This is a genomic window from Pseudoalteromonas sp. OF7H-1 (genome assembly GCF_022347825.1).
GTDB lineage: Bacteria > Pseudomonadota > Gammaproteobacteria > Enterobacterales > Alteromonadaceae > Pseudoalteromonas > Pseudoalteromonas maricaloris.
In genome coordinates this window covers 1-18,992 of record NZ_JAKRFX010000011.1, presented here as the reverse complement: position 1 = coordinate 18,992, position 18,992 = coordinate 1, and the positions used below count along the sequence as shown (strand labels likewise).

At 44.1% G+C, this 18,992-nt stretch carries 16 protein-coding genes; 15 read left to right on the top strand and 1 reads right to left on the bottom strand.

The window, feature by feature from the left end; all coding sequences use genetic code 11:
* Nucleotides 1-8 precede the first annotated feature (8 nt).
* The 10 genes from MHN30_RS14465 (at nt 9) to MHN30_RS14420 (ending at nt 14,134) form a co-directional block, all read left to right on the top strand.
* Entirely contained in the window at nt 9-698 is a 690-nt protein-coding gene (locus MHN30_RS14465; RefSeq protein ID WP_239360112.1) for a transporter substrate-binding domain-containing protein, read from the top strand.
* Complete coding sequence (locus tag MHN30_RS14460; protein WP_239360111.1) at nt 699-1,511, top strand: hypothetical protein; 813 nt, start codon at nt 699-701, stop codon at nt 1,509-1,511.
* Nucleotides 1,496-2,008 (top strand): type VI secretion system lipoprotein TssJ, encoded by a 513-nt coding sequence (gene tssJ / locus MHN30_RS14455; RefSeq protein WP_045989250.1) that lies wholly within the window; start codon nt 1,496-1,498, stop codon nt 2,006-2,008. The genes MHN30_RS14460 and tssJ overlap by 16 nt, the downstream gene beginning before the upstream one ends.
* Before the next feature lie 2 nt (nt 2,009-2,010).
* Entirely contained in the window at nt 2,011-3,330 is a 1,320-nt protein-coding gene (gene tssK, locus MHN30_RS14450) for a type VI secretion system baseplate subunit TssK (protein WP_128727255.1), read from the top strand.
* A gap of 2 nt (nt 3,331-3,332) precedes the next feature.
* The gene (locus tag MHN30_RS14445) at nt 3,333-4,490 is read left to right on the top strand and encodes a DotU family type IV/VI secretion system protein (protein WP_045989252.1); all 1,158 of its coding nucleotides are present in this window, start codon (nt 3,333-3,335) and stop codon (nt 4,488-4,490) included.
* Nucleotides 4,487-7,849 carry a type VI secretion protein IcmF/TssM N-terminal domain-containing protein gene (locus MHN30_RS14440; RefSeq protein WP_239360110.1) on the top strand — a complete coding sequence of 1,121 codons (3,363 nt, stop codon included), beginning with the start codon at nt 4,487-4,489 and terminating at the stop codon, nt 7,847-7,849. The genes MHN30_RS14445 and MHN30_RS14440 overlap by 4 nt, the downstream gene beginning before the upstream one ends.
* 26 nt (nt 7,850-7,875) lie before the next feature.
* The gene (tssI, locus tag MHN30_RS14435) at nt 7,876-9,888 is read left to right on the top strand and encodes a type VI secretion system tip protein TssI/VgrG (protein ID WP_239360109.1); all 2,013 of its coding nucleotides are present in this window, start codon (nt 7,876-7,878) and stop codon (nt 9,886-9,888) included.
* An 8-nt stretch (nt 9,889-9,896) separates the two neighbouring features.
* Nucleotides 9,897-10,400: a hypothetical protein gene (locus MHN30_RS14430; protein ID WP_130165180.1), complete on the top strand. Its 504-nt coding sequence runs from the start codon at nt 9,897-9,899 to the stop codon at nt 10,398-10,400.
* A gap of 91 nt (nt 10,401-10,491) precedes the next feature.
* Entirely contained in the window at nt 10,492-12,723 is a 2,232-nt protein-coding gene (locus MHN30_RS14425) for a hypothetical protein (RefSeq protein WP_239360108.1), read from the top strand.
* Between the two features lie 175 nt (nt 12,724-12,898).
* Nucleotides 12,899-14,134: a CyaA/EF/ExoY family adenylyl cyclase toxin gene (locus MHN30_RS14420; RefSeq protein WP_239360107.1), complete on the top strand. Its 1,236-nt coding sequence runs from the start codon at nt 12,899-12,901 to the stop codon at nt 14,132-14,134.
* Nucleotides 14,135-14,196: 62 nt separating this feature from the next.
* Here the strand turns inward: MHN30_RS14420 and MHN30_RS14415 are convergent, their stop codons facing one another.
* Nucleotides 14,197-14,490, bottom strand: coding sequence for a PAAR domain-containing protein (locus MHN30_RS14415; protein ID WP_045989257.1), 294 nt, complete (start codon nt 14,488-14,490; stop codon nt 14,197-14,199).
* A 617-nt stretch (nt 14,491-15,107) separates the two neighbouring features.
* Between MHN30_RS14415 and MHN30_RS14410 the strand changes: the two genes are divergently transcribed.
* The 5 genes from MHN30_RS14410 (at nt 15,108) to MHN30_RS14390 (ending at nt 18,942) form a co-directional block, all read left to right on the top strand.
* Nucleotides 15,108-16,280, top strand: a complete 1,173-nt coding sequence (locus MHN30_RS14410) for an RNA ligase RtcB family protein (protein WP_130165176.1) — start codon at nt 15,108-15,110, stop codon at nt 16,278-16,280.
* Nucleotides 16,277-16,921: a peptide chain release factor H gene (gene prfH / locus MHN30_RS14405; RefSeq protein WP_130165175.1), complete on the top strand. Its 645-nt coding sequence runs from the start codon at nt 16,277-16,279 to the stop codon at nt 16,919-16,921. The genes MHN30_RS14410 and prfH overlap by 4 nt, the downstream gene beginning before the upstream one ends.
* Nucleotides 16,911-17,240, top strand: a complete 330-nt coding sequence (locus tag MHN30_RS14400) for a phosphotyrosine protein phosphatase (RefSeq protein WP_130165174.1) — start codon at nt 16,911-16,913, stop codon at nt 17,238-17,240. Before prfH ends, MHN30_RS14400 begins: the two co-directional genes overlap by 11 nt.
* A gap of 169 nt (nt 17,241-17,409) precedes the next feature.
* A complete protein-coding gene (locus tag MHN30_RS14395) occupies nt 17,410-18,033 on the top strand; it encodes an RNA ligase family protein (RefSeq protein ID WP_069021149.1) in 624 nt (207 codons plus the stop codon).
* A 6-nt stretch (nt 18,034-18,039) separates the two neighbouring features.
* A complete protein-coding gene (locus MHN30_RS14390) occupies nt 18,040-18,942 on the top strand; it encodes an HD domain-containing protein (RefSeq protein ID WP_239360106.1) in 903 nt (300 codons plus the stop codon).
* The last annotated feature ends 50 nt before the right edge of the window (nt 18,943-18,992 follow it).

Here is an 18,992-nt window from a genome sequence, read left to right as displayed (position 1 = left end):
GAGGCCTTATGTTAGGCCTTACATTGTTTACCATGCATGTGACAGGCAAAGAAGTCGTACAGCTGGCGACGCATGATGCTTACCCCTATCACTATGTTGAAAATGAACTCGTGAAGGGTAACGTGATCAGGCAAGTTCAGTGTGCTTTTAGTCGAATGGAAGCTCCATATCGCGCAGAGTTTGATAGCTGGGTTGAAGCCGAGCTCAAGTTGCGTACTGGTAAACTCGATGCCATCTTTGCGGTTGCCCAAAGTGATGCTCGAATGCGTTACGGAACGCTTTCTATTCCGATGGCGAGAAAACACTTGTACTGGTATTTCTCTGGTGCTGAAATGGATATCAATGATAACAATCCGTTGTATAAGAAATATAAAGTCGCCGCTGAATTCGGCTCTGACGAGTGGTTTGATATCAAGCGCAAAGGTTATAACGTGCAAATGAAGCCGCGCAGTGGTAATGCACTATTAAAGTTGTTATTAGGCCATGAAGTCGATGCCATTTTAATAGATGAACATGAATTTGAGCATGAGTTGGCTAAGTTCAAGCTACAGAACACCAACTTTTCTCGACGTGAATATGGCACCATAGAGTTAGGTATATTGTTTTCAAAAGCCTTTTTAAAGAAGCGTCCAACCTTTCTAGAGGCGTTTAATACTGCTGCCTCGAATTGTATTGTTGCCGATGATAGGAAGTTATAGATGAATGCTGCAATGTTGCAAGTCACTGAGTGCCCTGAAGATGTTCGATTATTATCGAGAATGGCGACGGTTTCTCAATCCGGCGTGGTGCTCGGAGCGTCAATTGAATGTGATTTGATTTTGCCGCATGCCGAGCAAGAAACGCAGCAACATGACGTATATGCTCGCATCGAACAGGATAAAGATGCCAATCAACTACGGTTATATACAGAAGTTGAGGGGGTAAGTTTAAATGGTCGGCCACAGATCACCCACTCATCCTCCGTGCTTTCTGATGGTGACATCATTGTACTTTTTGGCTACACCCTATTGCTTTCCATGCAGTCGGAAATCGGTGAACCTGTTTTGGCCGCTGAAAAGCAAGAAGAGACTTTTTTTGATGTGATTGATGAAGTTGAATTTGATGCGAGTAATATTTTTGCCGATTTAGAGACTGAACTTGACCAAATAAACACGCAAAAAACGAGTCCTGAGCAAGAAGAATTTATAGAGTATAAAGCAACAGATATCGGCGCTCATGATACGCAAAGTACATTAAATCAGGCTGCTATTGAGCAGAAACTGGATAAGTTATTAGAGGCGTCGCGTAGCCCTTGGCAGCAACAAAAGCAGATGTTGTTGATGTTGGATCAGGTGATGGATGAATTTCTAAAAGAATTCGATCCTCAGTTGATTGAAGACATGGTTGGCTCACCATCAAGGTGGAGTGGTAAGCACTGGGCGGCGTATAAAAATTACTACACAAGAAAAATGAACGAAGGACACTTTAAGCGTCAGTTTAAAGCGCTATTAATCGAATGTATGCAAAAGTAATCTTAGTCTCATTATTGATATGCTTAGCGGTTGGCTGCTCGAGTGCCGATCCGCTCCAGCGTTTCTCGTTGCCGATACAGTTGCAGCTGGAGACCAACGAAAAGCTCAATTGGGCCAATGAAGGTGCCAATCCGGTTGCTATCCGTTTATATCAGCTCACCAAGTCAGACCGATTTTCACAAAGTGAATTCATCGAGCTGTTTCAATCGGATACGCAAATATTGGCTGAGCAATTGATAGAGAAGCAGCGGTTATACCCAGTGATGCCGAATACAAAAGAGCAAAAGACAATTAAATTGCTTCCTGGAGTAAGATATTTGGCGGTATTGGTAGAATTTAGTGACTATCAGAAAGGGACGACAAAGGCCGTCGTGGAAGTGCCTGAGGACGTTTCTGAAAGTACAGTAATTTGGCTTGGGCTCCAAGGAACGACGATAAAGTTCTCGGTAATGCCACAGCAGAGCTGGATGGATAGTTTGTTTGGTTGGGGAGCATAGTTTTGAGTAATAAAATTGTTTGGCGAGAAGGTACCTTTTTATATCCTCAGCATTTTCAGCAGATGGAATCACACCTTGAAAACGTCACACAGCAATATAGTGCACTGACAACCAGTGAATTTGCACCGCATTGCGGTCTTGCTCAGCTGAGTATCAATGAAGGGTTACTAAAACTGGGTCAGTTTTCTGTGGTAGCGTGTGAAGGCATTCTACCCGATGGTCAGTACTTCAAGTTAGATCAAGAGGTCGCGCTGCACATTCCTGAAGGCACGATAGATCAAATGGTCTATCTGGTTGTGCCAGCCAATCTTGCTGGAAACAACAGCTTTGATAACGGGGCTTCTAGCTCTCGCTATAAAACCCAGTTTAATCGCGTTTTTGACTTTACCAATAACCAAGCTGCTGAACTTGAAATTGAAACCGCACGGTTAAACGTTGCGCTTAAGCTTGAGCAAGAAAACTTAGATGGTTTTGTCAAATTAGCGGTTGGTAAAGTGCTGGAGGTGGATGGTAATGGGGCTGTGATCATCGACCGCGCCTTTATCCCAGACTGCCTCAGCATTGGGGCTGCAGATATTTTGTTAGAGCGCGTGCGAGAACTCGACACTCTGGCAAATGCCAAAGTGAATCAGCTGCTCACACGATTACAATCCGTTGTTGATACACAAAGCAACAGCGCATGGTACAAAGAGCAGCAGTTGCTTACCGTGATCTATCATTGGCTACCTTGGCTTGAGGCAACCCAACGAACACAACATTATAAATTAGGCCGTTTCTATTTTGAGCTAAAACAGTTTGAGGCGGCGCTATTGAGTATCGATTTTGAGGTGCGCTCCCCGTGGACACCGCTTACGTTCGAAAGTTTATATGAAAAGTTTCATGGTGTATTGGCCCGGATCAAAGACAAGCTGTCGATCACCCAGCAGCAAAATGTTATTGAATACACTTGGGATAAGTCGCTTTTCGATAGCAGAAGAATGTTATTGGTAAAGGTGAAGCAACACGATATCAGCCAGACTAAACGTATGGTTATTGCGGTGACTAGTCCGCAAAGCCTCGCCAAAGAACTGTTTACAACAGGGTTTAAGCTCGCCGGTAACAAGAGCATCATCAATTGTATTAAAAACGCCACACCAGGTGTGCGAGTGAGTGCATTACCTTACGCTCCACCAGAGCTAAAAGAGCAAGGGTCGACGGAATATTTTCAAATTGATTTAGAAGATCCACTGTGGGTGAAAATGGTGGATAACAAAGAAATGCTGGCGTTGCACATTGATGCCCGAATTCATGTCGATGACGTTAAATTATTTTTGATTAGCTAACTATGAGTGCAGCCAGTTATACGGTTAACCAATTCTCACTTGTTGATGAGAAAAATGCAGCGCTAAAGGACTTGCTAACGGAATTTAGTTGGCAGGAAGAGGCGTTATTGCAATTAAGCCTGCCGCTTCTTGCGATGGTTGAGTCTGTTTCTTCATTGGAAGATATCGCCGCGCTGGAAAATTTCAGAGCTAACCTCATTACCGAGCTCAAGAGCATTAAACAAAGGGGTCGGGAGCGAGCAGTATCACCAGCGCTACTGGATAAGTTGTGCTTTATTTGGGCGGCATTTTTTGACGAAAGGGTAAGCTATGGTTGTCAGTTGGATACGACACAGTGGCAAAACAAGACCCTAGTGAGTCAATTATTTGGTATTCGCAACAGTGGGGACACCTTTTTTAGCTTAGTATTTCAGTTGATGGAGTTTCCTAAGAAGCACTTAGCGTTATTAAAGATTTGCTATCTCATTCTACAGCTTGGCTTTAAAGGGAAATATCACACAGGTCATGTGACTGAGCTGAAAAAGTTAACCGCCGAGATCAGTTTTGCATTAACTGAGCTTGGGGCATTCAAGTTGAAGCTTGATACGAATACAACAACGGCTCCCAGAAAGTCATCTCGTAACCTAGGGCTATTTACCGGTATTTCACCATTGAGCTTTTGGTTAGCGTTTGCGGTGCTTCTAGTGGTGGGTTTATTTATCTATAACCAGTATTTCGGTGAGATTTATGAGCGCCAAAACCAAGAGTACAAAGAAATGGCGGGAGACACTTTTCAGCATATCCAGCAGTTGCAACCAAAGAAAATGTTTATTGAAAATGCAAGATTTTACGAAAGTGAGCAAATGCATGCATTAGAAACAGCAAAACCAACTGCGCAACCACAGACAATTGAGCAATCTAAAGCGCCCGCAGTTGCACCGGTTATCACAGAAGAGCCTATGACATTGTACTTGGTGCAAATTGGTGCTTTTAACAATATGGCACGCGCACAAAGTCTTAAACAAAAATGTGATAATAGCCGTTATCCACTCGTTATTGAGGAAGTGGGCGATAGCCAGTTTGTAGGTTTTATTGCAACAGGTTTTACGCAGGCCAAAGCGGTTAGTCAGTTTTTTGTGCAAAGCTGTAACATTTCACCTTATATCAAGGAGTATCAGTGAAGACTCCGTTAGTTCGCCTATGGATCGGTGCATCCTTCGTGTTATTGGCTGTACTACTTTTGGTACTTACTTTTTCGCTAGCGTTAGCAACACATTGGTATTGGCTGAGCGGACTGCTGGCGCTGGTTGGTGTGCTGGTGGTGTATGTGCCTAGTATCAATCGTTTTGTCATCGGCAAGTACCAAAGAAGAAACTTCTTTAAGCAGTACTCGACCCTATACAAGCGCATCGCAAAGAAACTGAAACTGAGCAGCAATGTTTATAAAACCGCATGGTATTTGGTGATTTCAGAGGGCAATACCAGTGACTCGTTCGCGCAATTTAATCGCGTTAAACTCAATGGTATGCCACCAAATATAGCGGTTTATCACGTTCAAGGGGCGTTGATTTGGCATGTAAAAGCAAAGGTTGAAGATCAACAACACTTCTTAGCTTGGCTGAGCTTTATTCGTGCAAAACAACCGTTGAACGGAGTGCTGTTATTAAGCGATGCATTTAGTGTGATCCAGCGTTCGCAAAAGGCTAAACAAGAGTTTATTGCTGACTTTAAAGCGCGGCTCGAATCTATTTATCTGCGTAGTGGCTATCCCGTTCCCGCACACTTATTTCTATGTGGAATTAACAAGTTAGATGGGATAGCTGAAAGCTTGAATGAGCGGGTCGAGCTTGCTGATCTGTCCATTTACTTCTCTGAGCAGGGATTACAATCCTCTCATGCGCTCAATGAAGCATACGACTTACTGTTTAAGAAGCTATTTGCCAATAATCTACAACAAGTCTCGTTGCAGCTTGACGATGAGTTCAAGCGTAAACAGCTGCTGGGGCCGATGCAGTTGCAATATTTAAAGCTTGCCGTTGCACACTTTATCGATGAGCTGGCCGACTTTAATGGTCAGGTACTGCCGTATAAAATTGAGAGCTTCCACTTAGTTGAATCTGAAAATGCAGAGCAGCGGGTAAACCTTGCAACGGCACATACGTTAATTGAAGTGAATCAATCTCTCCTACCGGTTGTTGCCGAAACCACGTTAAAACCTAAAGCAGAGATCACCAAGACATTCACAAATCAGGTTTTGCCGTTGGCACATTTAGCGCCTGTAAATAGATGGAAGATTTGGCGCCACAGCGTTAGGCAGTTTTTAATGCTTTGCACAGGTGCAGGTCTACTCGCTGGAGCGGCTTGGGTAGGCTGGCAGGCCTATATCTATAACCAGTCGTTACATCAAGAGTTTAGCAAGTTACATCAAGATTATAAGTATATCTTAAACAAAGATGTGATTAGCTTTGATGAGTTAAGCTCCTTGGTTGAACCATTGGCATTGCTGCAGTCTGGTTATAGTAAATTTACTGAGGGGAAAGAAAACCAGCCTTGGTATGCGTTACCAATTCTTGCCTCGATTGATCGTGAAGAGCATTATCGTTCGCTATATCAACAGCAACTAGCTACCACGTTAGAGCCAACCATCAGCAAATACCTTGAACAAGAGTTGTTTGTTTATTTGGAGCTTGAAGACTATCTCAATGTCATCAATGTAAAGGATATTTATCAATCGTTTGCACTAGGTGAAAACAAAGGATTGGTTAAAAAACATTTGGCAGAATCTCTCGCACAGAGTGCTTTGCTTGATGAATCTCAAGTTCAAATGGTATTAAGTCTCGTTGATGACCTGTATTTCCTCGGCTATAACAAAATCGATATCAATGAAGAGCTATTGGCCTTAGTCGATAGCCAATTAGCGCTGCAAGATACCAACCAACTGATGTATGAGTACGTTAAGCAGCTTCCTGAATTTGCAAAGCTGATTGATATCAGACCAACACTACTCGCCAAACATAGCGATCATGTGAGTTTATTTGGGATCACTCGAGCTAAAACACAGTTTTTGGTTCCCGAGTTGTTTACACCTAAAGCACTGCAACAGCTATCGTTTTTGCCGGAGTCTGCGTTTATGCAGACGCTAGTGCAAGACAACCATGGGTTATTTCAAACTCCGCCATCCAAGCGTGAACTAACTCGCATTGGGAACTATATAAAGTTTAGCTATATTAATGATTATATTAGCTTTTGGAGACAGTACTACTCAGGTATCCACCTTGCTCCAGAGCTGTCGCTAGAGGTGTTGCTTTCCGAGTTAACCGAAAGCGAGCAATCTCCTTTGTTGCAGCTATATACCACACTTCGAGCCTATATCTATCTGCCGCAAGTGGAAGTGCCGAGCTTTGAAAAAGCCGATGCAATTACTGAAAATGCCCCGAAGAAGGTCGCAGCCAAAGCACAAAAAGCGCAGCAACTAATTGATAAAGCCAATCAGAACTTAAATAAGCAACAGTTATTGGAAATCGAGCGGGCAAAAGAGTTTAACGAAATTGCGGGTAAAATCCGTCAAGCATTCTCTGATAGTCCAATCCTAGTGCAAAGCGCTGAAACGTTATCAAAGCAGTATCAAGCGTTTGTGGCACAGTTAAAAGCGCTGAAGGATTGGAAAACACAGGCGGACAGCACTGTGATCCCTGGGCTAAGCTATTTTCAGCAGCTACAAGACCCTAATAACTTCAAGGCCTTTTCAGGACTGTGGTTAACCCGTTACGACGAGCCTTTAATGGCGGAGCTGGTGGATTTGGTTTTGCGTGAAACTGCAACGCATGTAAAGCGAAAAGCATCAGAGTACTTACAAGAAAAGTGGCAGCAAGACGTCGTAGCGCCTTACCGTAAAAATGTTGCTATTTACTACCCATTTAATAAATCTGGGGAAGATCTTAAGCTCAGCGCACTGGCCGCATTTTTCGCGCCCAATAGTTCGATCAGTAATTTTGAGGAGCAGATCTTAGGGCAGTTTGTTTCGGTTGATGGCACGTTACAATTTCCGGTATTTGGTCGTCAGGCTGCGCTTTCACTATCACCTGCAGTCACAACGTTTTTATCCACCTACGGCAAGCTTCAGCGAGAGCTTTACGGCCAAGATGGCAATCTTAAGCTGAACATTGTAGTTGCACCAAAGTCGATGTCTGCAGCCTTGAGCGAATTTGCGATGTGCGTTGGTGAGCGAAAACTAACCTATACCCATGGTCCTTTGGTTGAAACCCAGTTTATCTGGCCAACAGATTTTACTGAGCAATCACTAGAATTGGTGTTAACCGATCTGAGCAACCAAAAAATGACGGAAACACTGGAGGGCGTCTGGTCACCCATGCGTCTGGTTGAGAGTTACCAACAACAAAATGGGCGAGATACGGTTGAGGTGAGCAATAAACAAGGTGCCGCTGTCGTGTTGAGCATGAAAGGTGCTGGCGATGAAACGAGTTTGCTAAACCCCGAGTTTTTCTCTCGGTTACTCGTACCCGATGCTGTTTTGCAGTGATATTACCCGTCGATTAAGGTGTGAACATGGAAACTTATATTGCAGGTGAAGTTAGCTACTTAGTTGCTAAGACAAGTAGCGGCAAAGCTTATCGCCTGAACTATTGCGATATTAATGATGCAGTAGATAAAGGCGTCTCTGCAGAAATTGAGTTAGTCACTGACGGCGATGATATTTCAGATACGTTAGGGGACACAATGACCTTAAACTGGTATCAGGATGTTGCTGGACGACCCAATAACTTACTGGAATATCAGGCTTATGTAGTTGAAATTAATGAGCTTGATAGTCGTGCTGATACACTTCGTCGCTTCAAGCTAACGTTGAAATCTTGGCTATGGTTGCTCAGTTTTAATCGTACCTATCGGATCTATCAAGCTCAGTCTGCAAAAGACATTTTGTCAGATATCTTTGATACGGCAGGATTTAAAGGGATGTACCAGTTTGGCACTATGCCAACCGCTAAATTGGAATACTGTACTCAATATGATGAAACCGACTTGGAATTTGTGACGCGCTTAATGTCGCAATCTGGGGTTATCTTTTATTTCTCTCAAGACAGTGGCAAGCACACCCTGCAGGTTCATAGTGCAAGTTCACCACTCGATAGCAATAGCCAAGCTAAATTCGATCATGCGCAGGTTAAAACGGCAAAAAACTTGCTGCTACAGCGCTTTGAACCACAGCAAAAGCTGGTTAAAAAATCTCTGTCATTGGCAGGTTATAACTACACAAAAACGAAAGTAGAATCCGCCAAAAGCCAGCTCTCTAATTCAAGTGTCACGACGATAACCTCAAATAACTTTGAGCATGTAGCGTTAAATAGTGATAGTAACGACTTTAGTGATGTCAGCACGCTCGCGGCTCAACTTAATAGCGCAGAGCAAGCATGTGGTGGTGATATCGAGATGGAGACGGATGCAAACGTGGTGGTGGTGGGTAACAAGCTCACCGTGGCGACTCACGTTAATAGTCAACTCGAAGGTGGCTATAATGTATTGGCGGTTAATCATCATATTGATGTGCAGCAATCAAGCCAAAGCGCGAGCTATCGCTGTGTGGTTCAGTGTCGCGATGAGGCGCTTCCGCTAACGCCACCTTATCCCAAAAAACCGTTGGCACGGGGTATTACGTCAGCGGTGGTGGTAACCGAAAGTGGTTCATTAGATAGCAAAGGCGAAATCAACCAAGACACGGATGGCCGAGTCAAAGTGCATTTCTACTGGGATACCACAGACGAAAAATCAACTAGTTGTTATTTACGTGTGATGCAGCAAACCGCGGGCAGCAAAGCGGCGATGCAATTTATTCCGCGCATAGGCGATGAGGTTATCGTAGATTTTATAAACGGTGATATTGATCAGCCAATCGTTATTGGTAGTGTGTTTAACAGCAACACGAAACCACTTTATCCACAAAAAGACGCGACGCAGTCGAGTATCAAAACAGGTTTGGCTGATGATACCGCGCATGAAATTTGCTTTGATGATAAAAAAGGCGAAGAGCTGCTTTCTATTACATCAGGTAAAGATCTCTCCATTACGGTTGCCAACAATGCCACGAGTTTAATCAACGCGGACGATAGTTTAACGGTTAAGAAAAACCAGACAACGACAGTTGAAGAATCACAAACCGTCTCGGTAACTAAAAATTACAGCTTAAAAGCAGATAAAATTGCGCTTGAAGGGGACACCGAGATTGAGCTGAAAGTGGGCAGTAATAAAATTACTATTTCAAGTTCTGGTATCAAGATAGAAGGTTCTGCCATTGAGCTTAAATCGTCTCAAGATACAAAAATATCAGCCATGAATCTGACAACCTCAAGCCAAGCATCTACCAAAATTAGTGCGACAGCAAACTTAGATCTCAAAGCAACCGCACAGGCAAACTTAGAGGGGACGGCTGGCGTTAACGTAAAATCGACCGCAATTGCTAAGTTAGAGGGAACGGCGGGTGCACAAGTCACCTCAACGGCGATGGCCAAACTGAGTGGTACGGCAATGGCTGAGATCAGCGGCGCATTGGTCAAAATTAACTGAGTATATTGATGACGAGAATTAACGAGCAAGTGCTAGAGCAACTCAAGCAAGCATCGATTGCGACTATTATCAGTCGATATCAGGCTTCTGAAGAAGCAAGCAAATTACTGGAACCAACATTAACCCCACGGCAGGCGGTATCGGTTTTACTAAAAGCTGACCTTGAGCGAGATGCAATTCAACTCGTCGCGCATGGCTTAGCGGTGATGAATGCTATCCGATGGGGGCTTCAGGTCGTGAAGGCCTCAGGAGGGAAATCAGATGATGAACTCAAGGTATTGAGTTGTGTCGAGGGGTGGTTGCAATCACCTAGTGAAACCCTGCGTATTCGTGCACAACAGCTCGCTGAGCGGGTGGGGCTAGACAACGCGTTTGGGTGGTTAGCTTACTCTGTCTTTTGGTCAGGAACAGGTTCAATAGTTGCGCCTGAGTTACCTGTGGTATTACCACCCGAAAATATGGTTGGCCATGCTATCAATGCTGCAATATTATTATCTATGATTGATCAATAATCTTGGAGCCTACATGCCCTTTGCGACTACTCATATCCTTAATACATGGCGTAATGACACGAGTATTAGGCTGACACCCAGAGGGAAATTGTTGCGTAAAGTTGATAGTAAGGTCGCAGCCTATCGAGAATCAGCGACCCCAGCCAACTTTAGAGAACTAAAAAGTGCCTACTTTCTATGGCAGGTAAGTAAAGAAGAGAAATATTTAAAACAGGATGGCTGGCGCTCTAGTTTACGTAACTCGGCTGATAATAACTTCCCTGTTGAGCGTTTACATAACTTCCTTTTCCCGAAGGAAGAAGATCAAGGTATTGATGATTTTTCATTGTTGCTTGCCAAAGAGGCCAAACGAGACTGTGTCAGGATCTTGTATGGCAGCCGTGCAAAGTTTCTTTATAAAGATGACTTAAAAGACATGGTCAAGCAGGCAAAGGAAGACATCACAAAGTCGAAGCGAGAAAAGCAAGAAAAAGACCGTCAGGTGCAATCGAATTACAACGAAGAGCAACGACGAGAATCCTCTGAAATTCATAGAATTGCTAATTCAATCGTCAGCCAAGTTAAAAGTGGTAATGTCATGGCAACGGCAGTTAAGCAGGGCTATCACTGGGTAAAAGAAATTGCGCAAACTGTGATCGACTTTTTGAAAGGCATAGCGCAAGACTTTATGTTATTTGTCAAAGAGTGTTGGGTGAGCATTCGTGAGCTGTTGATCAGTTTAGTCGCCGAAATTTGTATCGCTTTGGTGCCTGGGATCAATGCCATTGTATCTGCTGCGAAGTCGGTGAAAGACTACACTGAAGCGGTTAAAATGGCTGCCAAAGCTTGTTCTCAGCGTTTTAAAGATAGTAAAACGATGATGCTGGCGAATAAAACTTATCAATTAAGAACCGCACTAACGACGTTTGCTAACAATCAGTTTTTACTGGCGATGGCCGAAGCGGGTAAGCAATTGGTCAAAGCAATAGATAATAGTTTTTCTGTTATTTCCGGGATCACATTGCCCGGAAATGTCACGAAGGTGCTGACGCTCACGGCTTTTTATGTGCAAAAAATCGCAGTATTGGCAAAAGAGTATTACTACACGCGTAAAATTAATAGGCATTTATTACAAATCAACAAATATCATCCATATTTGGATGATAACCTCCTTAAAGACCCATTAGTTGCTGCGTATCTTATTGTTAATGCAACCGATTCCACATTGTTTGCAACGGTTAGAGACAACACTGATATGGCTGTTTGGCTCGACTATTGTAATGAGCATTTGTCTGAATTTGAGTCACTCAAGGAGCGGGCGCAAGAGTACATAGAGTCACGCAAAATTCGACTTAAAGATTTAAAAACGAAGGCAAGCGAAGTAGGTCCTGCGCCTTTTCTGCAACAAGTACAAAATTTTGATAAATCGCTACTCAGTAAAGTCGAATTATCTAAACCTAAATCTGTATTGGACGAGGTTAGAGGGTTCGATAAGTCTAGCTTGAAGCCAACGGTGACCGTGGAAAAACGAGGGCATGGACTACTTGATGATATTGAGCTTTTTAATAGCAAAAAGTTGAACTCGGTGACGACGCTAGAAAAGCGTGGTTTGGGGTTACTCGATGAAGTGACGCGTTTTAACCCGTTACAATTGACACCAAGTAAAACACAGGTAAAGCGTGGGGTCAGTGTGCTTGATCAGGTTGAGCTGTTTAATAACAAGTCATTGAGTAGTGCTAACACGGTTGTAAAACAGGGCGTCAGCGTGTTGGACCAAGTTGAGTTATTCAATAAAAAAGTACTGAAGCAACAAAGTACAAACAAGTTGGACTATTTAACGCAATTAAAGAAACTGGAGATGGAATTGCATACGCTGGACTACAAGATGTTAGCGCATACTTTGCTAGGTAAAGGCTCGTTGTCCAGTGACTTGAATAGTATCGAAAGTACACCCGTTAATATTGCGCAGTGGAAAAAACTTACTTGGGTAAAGTTTGGTCGTCGTCACGAAATAACCAAAGCGATAGATAGTGGAATTGGTAAATATTACCAATTCTTTTGCCAGCGCAAACATGCTTTTACAAGGCCTAGCAAGTGTGAACAGATCCCAAAATGCTTGGCGTTGATTGCAAGTAGAATAGAAATTTTGCAGCGAGATGTACTTTATCCGACGCAAAAGTGGTTGTCACAGCTGGACTCGACACACCGGACGAGTCCACGTCGTCCTGCGATGACTAAGCTGAATGCCTCGAGCCAATCCGAGAGAAATGCGTTGCAGGCACTAGCGATGTCGTTAGAAAAAATAAACCGACGATATAGCGTGTTGGCAGGGTACAAAGCATAGGGTCTGCGGCAGTGAGTAAAATGGTTTTTTGAGGCAAATACATCATGGCGAACATTAAGATTAAATCGCTAGTTGATTGCTATATATGGGGTTGCTAACGCATTTGGCGTTATCACTTCGTGCTCAAATCAAGTTGGTATTGTAACTGTAATGGATCATTACTAAGGATATAGCGTTGAAAAGCGGAATAGAAAATGCGGAGCTGTTGGCTGGGATCCCAGAAGCCCACTCAGCGGTATTTGCGCGTGTAGCAAAAGAGACAAACTGTGTTATTTCCTCTCGCGCGGTTGGTATTTACGCAACCCAGCTGATCACACAAGGCTACGCCACAAAAGGCTATCATGTTAAGGCTAAGTCATGTGATTGGGGACCAATGGCTGGTTTTGTCTTAGCTGATCCTGCCCTTGGAAAGAAGGGCACAGGGGGTAAGGCGAGAGGTTGGCAAGAAGGGAAGGTAGCCGAAGCAATTAATAAATATGGCGCAATGTCTATTCCACTTTATATTACGGATGCTCGTCGGCAGGCGATGGCAGGGCTAATGCTACGAGCCAGTAAAGGCTACGCGCAAGAAACCGTGAATGACCATATCATCAAAGTGACTGCAGCCGCTAAAGATGGGCAGCGACATGTTTTTTTATTGATTAAGGTAAGCCAAATTCAGCCAGCGTCTCGTGCCTATGGACCAGAACAGAGCGACTGGGCAGTTTGCTATGATGCGAGTAATACCCTTGCTGCAGCCTGTCCTGATCCCCGCAAACATACTATCACGCTGCAATCTGGGCATACCTATGTACAACTTTGCGGACTAACAAACCCGCTAGGTTATGGTGCCAAAGCGCCATCAAACTACAAAGGTGTACAAACTGGTGATTATGACTTGTGGGGAGTATTTCCGAAGGAGAAGTTTTTCGGTGAAGAAGAAAGAGCGGTCGTGCGAGCTGCCACCAATGGTAAAAAGGATGGCTTTTGGCAACGAGACGTGGATGGCAGTGATAAGTTTATTCGTACGTTTGATGAATATAGCCGCCAAGAAGGTCCTCACACCGGTAACCTTTCTCTATTGATCGAAGAAATAGCGGTACGCGTCAACACTGGCTGTATGAATGAAGGCAGTGGCGGGTGGATGGTTCACCACAGTGATGAAGCCGGCCGACCTATGGTTGATGAACTTGATTATGAAGCCGTGGTGTATTTTCCAGATTCTCGTATTTGGATCATGGAAAGCGAACAGGATGTGATAACGCTGCGGGCACAATTAGTACAAATGGACTATGTGCCGCTATTTAATCCAATTTGGAATTTTAAACTTGGTTTCCAATGGATGAAAATATTAACTGAATGGCTGCAGCGACATGGCTCAATGAAAGGCTTCCCGTTGAAAGACTATCAAGGCTTGTCATTGAAAATCTAATTGAGCATGCCTTTCACTTGAAAGGCATTCGCTTTTTGAAGCTCAGTTTGTGCTGTCGTCCGTTAGCCAATCAGGACGGTTGGCATTCCCAGCACGATATTGCCACCATGGCTGGTGGTATCACCCATTCTCGCCGCCGGTCTGCCACTGATAAGCACACTGGTGCTGCCTTTTACTATAGTATCAGGTGGGCCAACACAGACAGCGATATCGCCAACAACAGAAGCAGGCATATTTCCTATTAGCACGTTAGGCACCGAGGGGCCTGATATCGGCCCACCTACATGTGGCACGGTGCCTGTTACCATAGAGCAGACATGCATATCTGAAATCCGTGCAGCTGGTAATCCTGGCATGGCATTCTCCTTTTATTGTTTTATTTAACCTGAGATTACTTAACCTGAGGTTTGGATAAGGAATGTTCCAACTCATTGTTGCTAAAGCACAACTTAGTTTTTTCCTTGTCTAGCTAGAGAGTTTTAGGGAAAACACCGCTTCCGCGTCCTGCTCTCGCTAAGGTACCTACATCCTGTAGGCAAGGCGAATTTACGCACCAATAGCTGGCTATTGGAAGTGAATTCAACGCAGTTAGCGCTAAAACTGGCTGCTAGAAAGGCATTAATTATCCACAGCTCAGGTTACTTAGTATATCGCCTTTATGAAAATTCCCAATACACAGAAAGGGTGTAATGTCTGCCAGAGGTTGCATTACGTTCCCAAACTGTTTACACTTGCCGCGATTCTAACCATTCATTCACTGTAGAGGAGAAAAAACATGACACAAACAACTTTATCCTTTGCAGGTCTTTCTCTGTAATTCGCGAGCGCGAATAAATATTTCCTAGCTTGTGAAAGCTGTATTTAGCGATTTTATGTTGCCTATGTAACCTAACATTTGGTTGCTATAACTAAGCCATTCTAGACCTGCCAATACACAATTATTTTTAAACCTCATTGAAAGGTATTGGTAACTATGGGCAGATCCGTCCAACAAATTTCTGATCGCGTGTGTCTATTTGCATCTCAAGACACTTGGATTGAAGGCGCTGCGATCCAACAACTTACAAAAACCGCTGAACTAGCCAGTATGCATCGTGTTGCAGGTATGCCTGACTTGCACCCGGGACGTGGTTATCCAATCGGCGCGGCATTTTTTAGCCTAGACCGGCTGTATCCCGCGTTAGTCGGAAACGATATTGGCTGTGGCATGGCGCTGTGGCAAACCACCACAAAGGTTGCCAAAGTTAATGTCGATAAGTTTGCTAAACGGCTAAAAGATATCGAGCAACCGCTCGATGCCAGTTGGCAAGAGACGATTCAAGCTGAAATGACACATCGTGATATTTCAGCTGGATTATTTGAAAGTGCACTGGGTACGATTGGCGGCGGTAATCACTTCGCCGAGTTTCAAGCGGTGGAACGTGTTTACAATGAAGCCGCGTTTACTGCGCTTGGCCTTGATAAAAAGTATTTACAGCTGCTGGTTCACTCAGGCTCGCGTGGGCTTGGGCAAACTATTTTAGTCGACCATGTTGCGCGTTTTAATCATGATGGTTTGGTGGCTGAAGCGGCTCAAGGTAGTGAAAGTTCACACTATTTGGCACGCCATGATGAAGCGGTGCGCTGGGCTGAGTTAAACCGCTTTTTGATTGCAAAAAGATTTCTCGCAGCCATTCGTAGCGATGGTGAATGTACGCTAGATGTTAATCACAACCTCGTGTGCCCAAAAGTTATTGATGGCCGCGCTGGTTGGCTGCACCGTAAAGGTGCGACCCCAAGTGACAAAGGTGCTGTCGTGATCCCCGGCTCACGAGGTGACTATAGCTATTTGGTTCAGCCTGTAAACAATGCGCCTGCGTTAACGGCTAGTTTATATTCTTTGGCTCATGGTGCTGGTCGAAAGTGGAAGCGAGGTGACTGCCAAAGCCGCTTGAGTCACAAATATAAACGCGAAGATCTTTATCGCACAGCGTTGGGGAGTCGTGTGATCTGTGGCAATAAGGAGTTGCTGTACGATGAAGCGCCGCAAGCTTATAAAAAGTGTGAAACCATTGTTAGTGATTTGGTTGACGCTGGATTGATAGAAGTGGTTGCAATATTGCGTCCGGTGCTGACATTTAAAACCAACGGGAGCTGTTCATCATGATCTTGTTGCAACTTTCAGCCGGTCAAGGCCCAGCAGAGTGCGGGAAAGCCGTTGCATTGGCGCTCAACTTAGTCAATAAACAAGCCAAAGCAATAGGCGCAGAATGTACCGTGTTAGCGCAAGAAATGCATGCACACAAAGGCTGCATGAAATCCGTATTGCTACAGCTTTCGAGGGACGCAAAAGCGCTTGCCGAGTATTGGCATGGCCCGCAGTTGTGGGTGTGTCAGAGCCCATTTCGTGCCAAACATAAACGGAAAAATTGGTTCTTTAGCGGCAGCATGGCCGAGATAGATGAAGTCGCAATGGCATCCGATATTCGCTATCAAACTTGTCGCGCGTCAGGAGCTGGTGGGCAGCATGTTAATACCACAGACTCAGCGGTACGAGCGACGCATATTGCATCAGGATTGAGTGTGCGAGTGGAGAGTGAACGTAGTCAGCACGCCAACAAGCGCGTTGCAAAGGCGTTATTGCTACAGAAATTGGCCGCGCAGGCAGATACTGAGGAAATGGCTCGTGATAAAGCAAGGTGGCAGCAGCATCAGGCGCTACAACGCGGTAATCCTAAAAATACTTTTAAAGGAAACCAGTTCAGCCCAACGGTGCCATTTAATAAAGGCACTCCGCATGACAACTAATGTGTTATTCATCTGTAGTCGCAACCAGTGGCGCAGTCCAACCGCTGAGCGTATCTGGAAAAATCATCCGGGTATTAGCGTGAGATCGGCAGGCACAAGCCCAAGAGCACGTCGCAGCGTAAATGCGAGTGATATTGAGTGGGCCGATACTATTTTAGTCATGGAAGAAAAACATAAATCGCGGCTGCGTGCACTATACGCCAATCTATTGCGCTATAAAAATGTTCAAGTGTTGGATATTCCTGACGAATATCAATTTATGGATGACGAGTTAGTGACGCTACTACAAGACAGCGTCGCGAGTATTTTAGTGGTTTAACCCAGCCCATTTTGGGTGTTAATAAGGTTGTAGGGAAGAGGATAGAGCAATGTAATTCCATCGGGAACAAGCAATTGAGAACACAATAAGTCGTTTTGTCGCTATTAATTGCTGATTTTGCGGCCAAGTACCAACTTGGCTTTTTAATTTTAAAAATGGAGCAACTAAGATGAGAATTAAATATCCTCGAACTCCGCACTTGGTGTGGTCAAAAGGGATCACAAGTGATGATGTAAGGTGTGCCAATACGGAACACTTTAAAAACAAACAAGTAGTCGTGACCGAAAAAATGGATGGTGAAAATACCACTTTGTATGCTGATTATATGCATGCACGTTCACTCGACAGTCGTTTTCATCCATCTCGCTCGTGGGTAAAAGCACTACAGGCTCAAATAGGTCTAAAGATTCCAAAAGGATGGCGTATCTGTGGTGAAAACTTGTATGCAAAGCACGCCATTCATTATCAGAAGTTGCCTAGCTACTTCCTCGCTTTTTCTGTGTGGAACGCGAGTAACGAGTGTTTAAGTTGGGATGATAGCCAAGCTATTTTTAATGAGCTTGGTCTGCATAATCCAAAGGTGCTCTATCGTGGGGCATGGTGCGAAAAAACCATCAAAAGTATTGTTGTAGATACAAACTTACAAGAAGGCTATGTGGTCAGAGTGGCTGATGCCTTCCATTATGATGAGTTTGCTAATTGTGTTGCCAAATGGGTGCGCTCAGATCATATTGTGTCGGATAAGCATTGGATGCATAGCGTTATTACACCAAACAAACTTATGGAGGAGTAACACTGTATGTTAGCGAAGAAAAAAGTAGCGGATTGGTTGCCTTTGCTTGCAGAGCAACATCAGCCTGATTTTACAGAGTGCTTAGCCATGTTGGGGGAAACCTTTCCCCTGTTGCACGAACTTGAAGCAACACCACAAGATACTATTTGGCATGAGGAAGGTAATGTTGCCATTCATACCAATATGGTATTGGAAGCACTTTATGCATTGCTGCAGAGTTCTGCCTCTCATATAAAGGGGGAGCGAAGGCAGGTGCTGATACTCTCTGCGCTGTTGCATGATATTGCCAAGCCTGTCGTGACTAGAGCGAAGGAGATTGATGGTCAACGGCGGATTGTTGCACCGCGGCATGAGGCGATCGGGATGAGTTACCTAGCAAGTAGACTCGTTGACTTACCGTTGCCAATGCAGACTATTCAAACGATTTTAGCATTAGTCGGTTTTCATCAAATGCCCAAATTATTGGTAGTTAAAAACAAAGGCTTCAGTGAATATCTTAATTTAGCGCTAAATGCTGATCTCGAGATGCTCTACTGGCTCGAAGTTGCAGATATGCGAGGTCGTATCTGCCCAGATCAGAATATGCAAATTGAACTGCTGAGCTTGTTTAAAATGTTTGCTCAAGAATATAAGCTTTGGTCGGTTGCAGATCCGGCTGAATCACTACTTGCTAATATATCGCGATACCCAACTGTTGAAGAACAGTGCTTCATTGCTGCTTATACAGTTAGGCAAATGGCTTTTGGCGAAATCACAGTTCCTGAAGAAGCTCCTATCAAATTTTACCAACAGGCAAAGCACTATGGTCATTTTTATATCATGTGTGGAGCTAGTGGGAGATGTATGGACTCCTCCCCCTTAACGGGAGAGTACGGTATAAAGATATTGCAAAACACTTTTACCAAATAAGGAGTCCATACATGACACAGTCTAATTTAATTGCTATCGACTTGGCAAAA